We start from the raw sequence: 10,199 nt of genomic DNA, 5'->3' as shown, positions 1-10,199 counted from the left end.
CGCTGGTCGGCGGTGGTCGTGGTGCGCGGGTTGGCCAGCCGGATGTGCGCGTCCAGCGGGATGACGTCCCCCTTGGGGTCGTCGGCGTACTTCGGGGTGTCGTGCTCGGCGTCCCCGTCCAGAGGCGCGCCCGACTCGCGGGAGCGGCCGAACATCCGCTCCTGCTCGCTGAGCGAGACCCGGTCCCAGAACTCCACCAGCATCCGGATCAGCCGCACCACCTGGTAGCTGCCGCCGGCCGTCCACTCCGGCTCGCCCGTGCCCTTGCCCACCCACACCAGCCGGTCCATCTCACGGGCACTGGTGGTCGTCGGGTTCGCGATGCCGTCCTTGAAGCCGAACAGGTTGCGCGGCGTTCCGGACGGCCGCGGCGGACTGGAGAAGCCGTCCAGTCGCCAGCGGACCTGCATGCCACCGCGGGTGTGCCGGGCGATGTCGCGCAACGCGTGCAGCACCGTGTCGGTGTCGTCGGCGTGCAGTTGGAGGCTGAGATCGCCGTGGCACCACTCGGGCCTGAGGTCGTCGTCCGGGAAGGCGGGCATCGTCGTCAGCCGACGCGGCCTCAGCCTGCCCAGACCGAACCGGTCGTCGAAGAGCGAGGCGCCGACGCCGACGGTCACCGCCAGGGCACCGGACGGAAGCCGGCCGCCGAGGACGCCCGAGTCGGCGGGCGGGGCCGTGATGCCGACCGGGTCCGGGGTGCCGCCCGAGGTCAGGAAGCGGGCCCGGTCGGTGAGCGTGCGCAGCAGGTCGGCGAGGTCGGTACGGCCCTCGGCGGTGACGTCGAAGGACGTGAACACGGTCGTGCGCCGGGGCGCGGCGGTCACCGACTGCTGGCGGGGGCCGTGGAAGGGCGCGACGGCGTGGGTGGTGGCGGGGGCGGCGGTGTCCGCGGCCGGGGCCGCGGCGCCCCCGGCCGCCAGCCCCGCCCCCGTGAGCGCCGCGCCGCGCAGGAAACCGCGGCGGCCGAGTCCGCCCGGGCCTGTCTTCTCCTCGGTGCTCACACCGTCCTCCGGGGATCGCACAGGGCGGCCACCGAGGCCAGCCGCTCCACCAGGTCGCCGAGGACCGCGTCGACGTTCTCGCGCTGCCGGTGGCTCAGCCTGCTCAGCGGTGTCCAGGTGCCGTCGTGCCCGAAACCGTCGAGCGTGCGGCCGGCCCGGTCCAACGCGCTCTGCAGAGCGGACAGACCGGCGTACCGGCCGGTCAGCACCGGATGCAGGCGGGCCAGCACCTGTTCGGTGCCGTCCAGGTTGGCGCGGGCGGTGGCGAGGTTGCTGCCGCTGCCGTAGTCGGTCCGGCCGGTCAGCTCGAACTGCACCGTGTTCTCCAGGATCTCGTGCGCCCGCAGTCCCAACTGGGCCGGGTCCATGCGGGTTCCCGCCCAGTCGTCGCGCAGCGCGGTGACCGCCTTCAGCAGGGCGGCCGCCGGGGCCCGCAGTCCGGCGGCGGACTCGCCGTGCCACAGGCCGTACTCGACGCGGTGGAAGCCGGTGAAGTCCTTGTCGTGCACCCCGCCGGGCAGCCCCGCGTCCGTACCGTTGATCGCCCGGTCCGCATCGCCGAAGGCGTCGTACGCGGCGCCCATCCGTTCGTACTGCAGGTGCGCGGGCAGCCAGGCGGTGCGGGCGGCGGGCAGGTCGCCGCGGTCGACCGCGTCCCGCAGGGCCGTCGTCAGCCGTACCACCCCGGACAGGCCGGTGCCGACCCACTTCTGGTAGGCGAGCGCCGGCGGGATCAGGTCGTGCTCGGTGACCGGGGCCGCGGCCGGTCCGCTGCGGCCCCGGCCGACACGCACGGTGGGGCCGGTGACGGCGTCGGCGTCGTCCGGCACGCACTTGAACGCGTACGCGCCCCTGCCCAGGCGCACGGTGAGCTCCCGGGTGGTGCCGGGGCCGATGCCCTCGACCTCGCCGTAGACGGCCTGGCTCCGCGGGTCCTCCAGGAGGACCTCGGCGGGACCGTCGGTCGGGTTGTGCAGGTCGAAGACCTGGACACCGGAGACCGGTGTGGTCCACCCGCGTCCGCAGCGGCTGGGGGACACCTCCACAGGGGTGTGCGGCAGCGCGGACGGGTCTGCGTGCGCCGGACGTGAGCCGTGCGTGACCGCCAGTACCCCGGCCACCAGGCACGCGACGGCGACACCGACGACCGTCCAGGGACGCGGCGACCTCCCTCTGAGGCCGGACAACACCATCCCGAGCTCCCGGGTCCGTACCGTTCGTGATCGCCTCATGTTAGGCAGCCCTCTGTTCTCGAACGGCCGTCCAGGCAAACCCATGACCAAGAGTTCCCTGCCGGTTCACCCGGCATCCGCAACAACGGGGGGCCCGGCCGTGCGGTGGGACCCGGCGCGAGAAGATCGTCCGTGTTCGACGTGTCCAGCAGCTCCTGGAAGGAACCGACGAGAGCATGCGTGTCAACGTGGCCCGTGGCCTGACCGAGGTGTCCGGATGACCGGCACCGAAGCACCCGTCCTGCTGCACGTCGAGGGACGGGCCGCGCACATCACCCTGAACCGGCCGAAGGCCATCAACGCGCTGTCGCACCCCATGGTGCTGCGTATCGCCGAGGCCCTGACGGACTGGGAGCACGACCCGGCCGTCGAGACCGTCGTCATCACCGGGGCGGGGGAGCGCGGCCTGTGCGCGGGCGGTGACATCCGCGCCGTCCATGACGACGCCCGCGACGGCGACGGCACCGCCGCGGCCGCGTTCTGGCGCGACGAGTACCACCTCAACGCCCGGATCGCCCGCTACCCCAAGCCCTACGTCGCCGTCATGGACGGCATCGTCATGGGCGGCGGGGTGGGGATCTCCGCGCACGGCGGGATCCGGATCGCCACCGAACGTTCCCGGATCGCCATGCCGGAGACCGGTATCGGCTTCGTCCCCGACGTGGGCGGCACGTACCTGCTCAGCCGGGCCCCCGGCGAACTGGGCACCCATCTCGCCCTGACCGGCGCCGGGATCGGCGCCGCGGATGCCGTGCTGTGCGGACTCGCGGACCACCACGTGCCGTCCGGCTCCCTCCAGGCGTTCGCCGCCGACCTCGCCGAACTGCCCGTCCCCGAGGCGCTCGCCCGCCACGTGCGGCCCGCACCCGAAGGGCGACTGGCCGGTCACCGGGACTGGATCGACGCCTGCTACGCCGCCGACACCGTCGAGGAGATCGTCCGGCGGCTGCTCGCACACGGTGAAGCGGCGGCGAAGGAGACGGCGCACACCCTGCTCGGCAAGTCCCCGACGGCACTGAAGGTCACCCTTCGGGCACTGCGCCGGGCCCGGCAACTGGACACGCTGGAGCAGGTGTTGGACCAGGAGTACCGGGTCTCCTGCGCGACCCTGACCACCCCTGACCTGGTGGAGGGCATCCGCGCCCAGGTCGTCGACAAGGACCGCGCCCCGCGCTGGTCCCCGGCCGCCCTCGGCGAGGTCACCGAGGCTGCCGTGGACCGCTTCTTCGCCCCGCTCGGCGCACGCGAACTGGGCCTGGGCCGGCCCTGAAAAATCCACGAAGGGCCCGGAGCGGAGCCGCCCGCCGACCGCCCACCGGGCGCGAGAGGAAGATCACGCCTGGTGACGCGGTCTTGGCCGTCCCTCCGCCACGCGGTACGGTCTGTCGGTATCGACGACGGCGAGACGGAAGCCGGTGGGAATCCGGCACGGTCGCGCCACTGTATGCAAGAGCCCCCGGGCCCTTGTGAGTCAGACCCGTGGCTGTCGTCCTGTGCACCACCGAGATGGGACGCGAACTCCCAGAGGAGGTTCTGCCATGGCGCAGACCGTCGCCCAGCCGACAGCCACCACCCCCGTCGTGCCCGCCAAGCTGCCGCTGTCCGCGATAGCTCCCTGGGCGGTCTTCTTCGGCATCCTGATGCTGGTCCTGCTCTACTTCGTCGGCGCCGAGCAGGGCGCCACCTCCGTGTTCAACGGCACGGACGTCCACGAGTGGGTGCACGACGCCCGCCACCTGCTCGGCTTCCCCTGCCACTGACGCGAGGGACGCCGTTCAGCCCATGAACTCCGCAACGGTTCGACACCTCCTGGTGCGGGGCATGCTCGCCGGCCTCGCCGCCGGCGTGCTCGCCCTGGTGGTCGCCTACCTCCTCGGCGAGCCCTACGTCGACAAGGCGATCAGCTTCGAGGACGCCCACACGCACGAGCACGAGATGGTGGTCGTCTCTCGCTCCCTCCAGTCCACCGCGGGCCTCGCCACCGGTGTCCTGGTGTACGGGGTCGCCTTCGGCGGCATCGCGGCCCTCGCCTACTGCTTCGCCCTCGGCCGCGTCGGCCGGTTCGGTCCACGGGCGACCGCGCTGCTGCTGTCCGGCTGCGCGCTGCTCGCCGTGTACGTGGTGCCGTTCCTGAAGTACCCGGCCAACCCGCCGTCGGTGGGCGACCCCGACACCATCGGCAGGCGCACCACGCTGTACTTCCTGATGATGCTGCTGAGCGTGCTGCTGGCGGTCGCCGCCACCCTCCTCGGCAAGCGCCTGCGGGCGAGCCTCGGCACCTGGTGGGCGACCGTGCTCGCGGTGGCCGCGTTCGCCGTCGTCGTCGGGCTCGCCTACCAGTTCCTGCCGGTGGTCAACGAAGTCCCGAAGGACTTCCCGGCCACCCTGCTGTGGCGGTTCCGGCTCTCGGCGCTCGCCATCCAGGTGGCGCTGTGGAGCGGATTCGGCCTGCTGTTCGGCGAGTTGGCCGAGCGACAGCTCAACCCGAAGCCGGCGAAGGCCACGGCCGCCCGGCGTACCGTGCCCGCCGCGCACTGACCGACCCACCGGACGCGAGGGCCCCCGGCACCGTCCGGAGGCCCTCGCGCGTTCGGCGCACCGTCCGTCGCCGCCCTCCTGCACCGGGACCGAAGGGCGCGGGACCGGTCTGCACACGGACCGCGCCCCGCACCGCGCCCGGATCGCCCGCGCCGAGCAGCCCCGCGATCGAGCCGCGAAACGGCCCCGGACTCGCGTACGTCTCCGCTGACAAGGGAAGATGGGCGGTGAGTGATCGAGCAACGACAGCGGAGGAATGGACTCATGCCGCATGAGCGAGCGGGCCGGCCGGCGGTTCCGGAGGACCTCGTCGACGTGGCCCGGCTGGTCACGGCCTACTACGCGCTGCACCCCGACCCGTCCGACCCCGCCCAGCGGGTGGCGTTCGGCACCTCGGGACACCGCGGGTCGTCGCTGACCCCCGCGTTCAACGAGGACCACATCGCGGCCACCAGCCAGGCCATCTGCGAGTACCGGAGCGGCCAGGGCACCGACGGACCCCTCTTCCTGGGCGCCGACACCCACGCCCTGTCCGAACCCGCCAAGGTCACCGCCCTGGAGGTGTTCGCCGCCAACGGCGTGACCGTCCTGATCGACAGCGCCGACGGCTACACGCCCACCCCGGCCGTCTCGCACGCCATCCTCACCCACAACCGCGGCCGTACCACCGGTCTCGCGGACGGCGTCGTGGTCACCCCCTCGCACAACCCGCCCGCCGACGGCGGCTTCAAGTACAACCCGCCCAGCGGCGGCCCCGCCGCCTCCGACGCCACCTCCTGGATCCAGGACCGCGCCAACCAGATCATCGCGGGCGGCCTGAAGGACGTACGGCGCGTCCCGTACGAGCGCGCGCTCGCCGCGGACACCACCGGCCGCTACGACTTCATGAGCGTCTACGTCGACGACCTGCCCAGCGTCCTCGACCTCGACGCGGTCCGGGCCTCCGAGCTGCGCATCGGCGCCGACCCGCTGGGCGGGGCCTCCGTCGCCTACTGGGGCCGGATCGCCGAACGGCACGGCCTCGACCTCACCGTGGTCAACCCGCACACCGACCCCACCTGGCGGTTCATGACGCTGGACTGGGACGGCAAGATCCGCATGGACTGCTCGTCGCCGTACGCGATGGCCTCACTGATCGAGAAGCGGGACCAGTACCGGGTGGCCACCGGCAACGACGCCGACGCGGACCGGCACGGCATCGTCACCCGCGACGCCGGCCTGATGAACCCCAACCACTACCTCGCCGTCGCCATCTCCTACCTCTACCGCCACCGTGGGCAGTGGGCGGCGGACGCGGGTGTCGGCAAGACCCTGGTCTCGTCCTCGATGATCGACCGGGTCGCCGCCGACCTCGGCCGCCGGCTCGTCGAAGTGCCCGTCGGATTCAAGTGGTTCGTCGACGGACTGGTCAGCGGCGCCATCGGGTTCGGCGGTGAGGAGTCGGCCGGCGCGTCCTTCCTGCGCCGGGACGGCTCGGTGTGGACGACCGACAAGGACGGCATCCTGCTCGCCCTGCTCGCCTCCGAGATCACGGCCGTCACGGACAGGACCCCGTCCGAGCACTACGCCGACCTCACCGCCCGCTTCGGCGAACCCGCCTACGCCCGTGTCGACGCCCCCGCGAACCGTGCGGAGAAGGCGCTGCTCGCCAAGCTCTCCCCGGCCCAGGTCACCGCGCAGACCCTGGCGGGCGAGCCGGTCACCGCCGTCCTCACCGAGGCCCCGGGCAACGGGGCCGCGATCGGTGGCATCAAGGTGACCACGGAGAACGCCTGGTTCGCGGCCCGCCCCTCCGGCACCGAGGACGTGTACAAGATCTACGCCGAGTCCTTCCAGGGCCCCGAGCACCTGGCCCGGGTCCAGGAGGAGGCCAAGGCGGTGGTCGACGCAGCCCTCGGCGACTGACCCCCGCCCCACCGGCCACGACGGTCCCGCGCACCCCGTCCCACCTGTGGGCCGCCGGGCGGTGGCCGTCGTCGGCGGCCGGGCGTCGGTCATGTCGTGAACGTGCGTCGGCGGGCTCGGGCCTCGGCCAGGTGCGCCGCCGCCCGGCGCGCGCTCGCGGCGAGGTGGGCCGAACCCCAGGCGTGTGCGGTGCGTTCGGCCAGGGCGTAGGCCTCGGCCGCCGCCCGGTCCTCGCCCAGCAGCCGGTGCAGGTCGGCGAGGGCGTGGGCGAGCGGCCGGCTCGCGTACGCCGCGCCCGCCGCCCCGGCGAGCTGTCCGCGCAGCGGCACCAGCTGCCCGAGGAGGGCCGCCGCCGTGTCGTGGTCGCCGTGCAGTACCGCGAGCTGCGCGCGGAAGTCGAGTTCCAGGCCGTGCAAATGGTCCCGTCGCGGCTCCGGATCGACCGGTACGGCCAGCGACTCGTCGAGTCTGCCCAGACGGGCCAGGACCAGCGCCTGCGCCACGGCGACCGGGCCTCCCGCCGACTCGTACACGGCCCGGACCATCGGCTCGATCTCGGCCGCCCGGTCCTGGGCGAGCCGCAGGGTGATCAGGCCCAGTGTGCGCAGCCCGGTGGCATGGTGGGCGCCCACCCGCTGGAGCAGGGAGTCGGCCTCGGCGTAGTCGGCCTCGGCCGCCTCGAAACGCCCGCCGACGGCGGCCAGCATCGCACGGGTCGCCGCACTGAGTCCCTGCGCCCACACCAGCCGGTAGCGGCGGGCCAGGGCCAGACCCTCGGCGGTGTGCCGGTGCACGGCGGCGGGGTCGTTGCCGGCTCCGGCGGTCATCGCGTCGAGGTGTTCGCAGACCCAGCGGTAGGCCGGCAGGTCGTGGGCGCGGGCGAGGGCCCGCAGTTCGGCGGTGAGCGGCGGCCGTGCGGCGGCCCGCGTCTCGTGCGGCAGCAGCCGTGCCGAGGTCATCAACGCGGCGGCCAGCAGCCGGGGTTCACCGTCCGCGCGGGCCAGCGCCAACTGCTCGCGGGCCGCCTGTGAGGCCCGGGAGGTGTCCTCGGCGGCGACCGCGTCGACCAGCACCTGAAGGACACGCGCGCGGGTCGGGCCGTCCGGTCCGGGAGCGGCCGCGAGCTGTTCGAGGCGGGCCACGGTGGTCCGGTCGTACGGGCCTTCGAGCCGGCTGCGCCAGGGCGCGGGCTCGGTCCAGGCGCCGTAGACGGCCGCGACCAGGTCCCCGCGGTCGGCCTGTTCGGCCAGCTCGACGGCGCGCTGCCGGGTGCGCCGGGCGGCGTCCGTGGCCCCGGTGCGCACCTGCGCCCCCAGCAGCCGTACCAGCAGCTCGATCAGCCGGTCGGGCGGGGTTTCGGCGCCGGCGGCCGCGGTGTGCGTGTCGATCGCCTGCTGGATCAGGGTGACGGCGACGTCATGCGCGTAGCGCCGCTCGGCGGCCTCGGCGGCCCGCAGCGCGTAGTCGACGGCGAGCGGGGCGTCACCCGCGCTGCCCGAGCGGGCGAAGTGGTGGGCGAGCGCCGGGAGTTCGCCGGGGCGGTGCCGGCGCAGCAGCCGGGCGACGCGGGCGTGCAGCCAGGAGCGCCGGGCGCCGGACAGGTCGGCGTACACGGTGTCGCGGACCAGGGCGTGCACGAACCGGACGTGCCCGGCGCGGGGTTCGGCCAGCAGGTTGGCGTCGAGCGCGGCGTCGAGCCCTTCCAGTACCTCCTCCTCCGCCGCCTCGGCGCAGTCGACCAGCAGCGAGACCTCGGCCTCCAGGCCCAGCACGGCGGTGAGCCGGACGACGGACCGGGCCGCGGGAGGCAGCAGGGCGAGGCGCCGGCGCAGCACGTCGCGCACCCCCTGCGGAACCTCGGAGATCGCCACCAGCGCGCCCTCGTCGGCCAGCAGCCGGGCGCTCTCCAGGACGTAGAACGGATTGCCGCCGGTGCGTTCGGCCAGTGCCGCGACGGTCACCGGATCCACGGGCGCCCCGCAGACGGCGTCGACGAGGGTGGCGGTGTCCTGCGGCGGCAGGCCGCCGAGCGTGATCCGGTGCGGGGCGGCCCGGGCGAGCTGGGCGAGGGTCTTCAGCAGGTGCTCGCCGACCTCGGCGGGCCGGTACCCGGCGACGACGAGCAGCGGCACCCCGGTCACCGCGACCGCCGCCTCGACCAGGGCGAGGGTCTCGGCGTCGGCGCGGTGCACGTCCTCCAGCAGGACGGCGAGGGGTGCCCGCGCGGCAGCGGTACGCAGCCAGGCCGCGAAGGCGCGGTGCATACGGAACCGGCCGGCGGTGGCCTCGTCGCGGCCGGGAGTTCCGGGACGGCCGGTGATCCCGTCGCTGCCGGAGCCGGCGGTTCCCTCCGGCTCCGGCAGCAGCACCGCCAGCTCACCGGGCCGGACCGGGGGCACCTCGCGGGCGAGCGCCCCGAGCGCCTCCACCCAGGCCCAGGCCGGCGGTGCGCCCTCGTACTCGGGGCAGCGGCCGATCACCACCCGCCAGCCGGACTGCCGCAGCCGGTCCGCCGCCCGGCCGAGGAACGCGGACTTGCCTACCCCGGCCTCGCCCGTGACCAGCACGATCCCGCCGCCCTGCCGTGCGGTTCGCGCGGCCGTCGCCACCGCACCCAGTTCCTGCACCCGGCCCACGAACAGGGTGCGCCCGGCGTGCGCGGGCGCGGCGGTGACCGGTTCGGGCACCGCCGCGCGCAGCACGTCGAGCCGTCCGTCGAGCACCGCCCGCTCCAGCTCCCGCAGGGCCGGTCCGGGGTCGCAGCCGAGTTCGTCACGCAGCACCGCGGTGGCGCGGCGCAGCGCCGTGAGCGCCTCGCCCTGCCGGTCGCAGGCCCAGTGCGCGAGCGCGAGCAGCCGCCAGCCCTCCTCGCGCAGCGGACCGTCGCGGACCAGCGACTCGGCGTCGGCCGCGGCCTGTGCCGCGCGGCCGGTGTGCAGATCGGCGGCGACGGCGAGCTCACGGGCTTCGGCGCGCAACCCGGTCAGCCGGGCCACCTCCGCACCGGCCCACTCCTCGTCGGCGTGCTCGGCGAAGGCCGGCCCCCGCCACCAGCCGAGCGCCTCGGCGAGCAGCCGCCGGGCCTCCTCGGCCGGCGCGGTGCGGGCCCGCCCGACCCAGCTCTCGAACCGCCAGGCGTCCACCGCGTCCCCGGCCAGCCGGAGCGCGTACCCGGGCGGGGCGGTGACCAGGACCGTGGCCGGGGCGCGCGGCTGCCGGTCCGGCTCCAGGGACCGGCGCAGGTTGGACAGGTAGGCGTGCAACGACACGGTGGCCTTGGCCGGCGGCTCTCCCCGCCACAGCGCGTCCGCCATCCGCTCGACCGGTACGACACCGCCCCGGGCCGCGATCAGCAGCGCCAGTACGGCACGCTGCCGGGGAGCGCCCAACTCGACCGGTATCCCGGCGACTTCGGCGCCCAGAGGGCCCAGGACTCGCAAACGCAGCACGGCGCGGGAATCTACCCGAGCGCCGCGTCGATCCCGTCAACGGACGATAAACGCAGCACGTCCCGGGCCGC

At 74.5% G+C, this 10,199-nt stretch carries 7 protein-coding genes and 1 riboswitch; of the genes, 4 read left to right on the top strand and 3 right to left on the bottom strand.

Features of this window, described 5'->3' with window-relative positions; translation table 11 throughout:
• Nucleotides 1-1,004 (bottom strand): Dyp-type peroxidase (locus ABZ646_RS11225; protein WP_360516022.1); only part of this gene is annotated, 1,004 nt, incomplete at its 3' end.
• On the bottom strand, nucleotides 1,001-2,197 hold the full coding sequence (locus ABZ646_RS11220) for an EfeM/EfeO family lipoprotein (protein WP_360516019.1): 1,197 nt from the start codon (nucleotides 2,195-2,197) through the stop codon (nucleotides 1,001-1,003). The genes ABZ646_RS11220 and ABZ646_RS11225, both read right to left, overlap by 4 nt.
• 256 nt (nucleotides 2,198-2,453) lie before the next feature.
• Between ABZ646_RS11220 and ABZ646_RS11215 the strand changes: the two genes are divergently transcribed.
• The 4 genes from ABZ646_RS11215 to pgm all read left to right on the top strand — a co-directional run bounded on the left by ABZ646_RS11215 (nucleotide 2,454) and on the right by pgm (nucleotide 6,679).
• Complete coding sequence (locus tag ABZ646_RS11215) at nucleotides 2,454-3,506, top strand: enoyl-CoA hydratase/isomerase family protein (protein ID WP_360516016.1); 1,053 nt, start codon at nucleotides 2,454-2,456, stop codon at nucleotides 3,504-3,506.
• 92 nt (nucleotides 3,507-3,598) lie between these two features.
• Nucleotides 3,599-3,738, top strand: a riboswitch (cobalamin riboswitch).
• Nucleotides 3,739-3,774: 36 nt separating this feature from the next.
• Nucleotides 3,775-3,996 carry a CbtB-domain containing protein gene (locus ABZ646_RS11210; protein ID WP_360516013.1) on the top strand — a complete coding sequence of 74 codons (222 nt, stop codon included), beginning with the start codon at nucleotides 3,775-3,777 and terminating at the stop codon, nucleotides 3,994-3,996.
• Between the two features lie 22 nt (nucleotides 3,997-4,018).
• A complete protein-coding gene (locus ABZ646_RS11205) occupies nucleotides 4,019-4,774 on the top strand; it encodes a CbtA family protein (RefSeq protein ID WP_360516010.1) in 756 nt (251 codons plus the stop codon).
• Between the two features lie 264 nt (nucleotides 4,775-5,038).
• Entirely contained in the window at nucleotides 5,039-6,679 is a 1,641-nt protein-coding gene (gene pgm / locus ABZ646_RS11200; RefSeq protein ID WP_360516007.1) for a phosphoglucomutase (alpha-D-glucose-1,6-bisphosphate-dependent), read from the top strand.
• Between the two features lie 89 nt (nucleotides 6,680-6,768).
• On the opposite strand, the gene ABZ646_RS11195 is transcribed toward pgm, so the two are convergent.
• Nucleotides 6,769-10,128: a BTAD domain-containing putative transcriptional regulator gene (locus ABZ646_RS11195; protein WP_360516005.1), complete on the bottom strand. Its 3,360-nt coding sequence runs from the start codon at nucleotides 10,126-10,128 to the stop codon at nucleotides 6,769-6,771.
• Nucleotides 10,129-10,199: the final 71 nt, after the last annotated feature.

It is taken from the genome of Streptomyces sp. NPDC007162 (assembly GCF_040634175.1).
Lineage (GTDB): Bacteria > Actinomycetota > Actinomycetes > Streptomycetales > Streptomycetaceae > Streptomyces.
This window is presented reverse-complemented; position numbering and strand designations above follow the sequence as displayed.

Excerpts from the sequence above, each read along its gene's own strand:
- ABZ646_RS11220 (WP_360516019.1), bottom strand. The coding sequence starts at position 2,197 with ATGGTGTTGTCCGGCCTCAGAGGGAGGTCGCCGCGTCCCTGGACGGTC.
- ABZ646_RS11215 (WP_360516016.1), top strand. The coding sequence starts at position 2,454 with ATGACCGGCACCGAAGCACCCGTCCTGCTGCACGTCGAGGGACGGGCC.
- ABZ646_RS11210 (WP_360516013.1), top strand. The coding sequence starts at position 3,775 with ATGGCGCAGACCGTCGCCCAGCCGACAGCCACCACCCCCGTCGTGCCC.
- ABZ646_RS11205 (WP_360516010.1), top strand. The coding sequence starts at position 4,019 with ATGAACTCCGCAACGGTTCGACACCTCCTGGTGCGGGGCATGCTCGCC.
- pgm (WP_360516007.1), top strand. The coding sequence starts at position 5,039 with ATGCCGCATGAGCGAGCGGGCCGGCCGGCGGTTCCGGAGGACCTCGTC.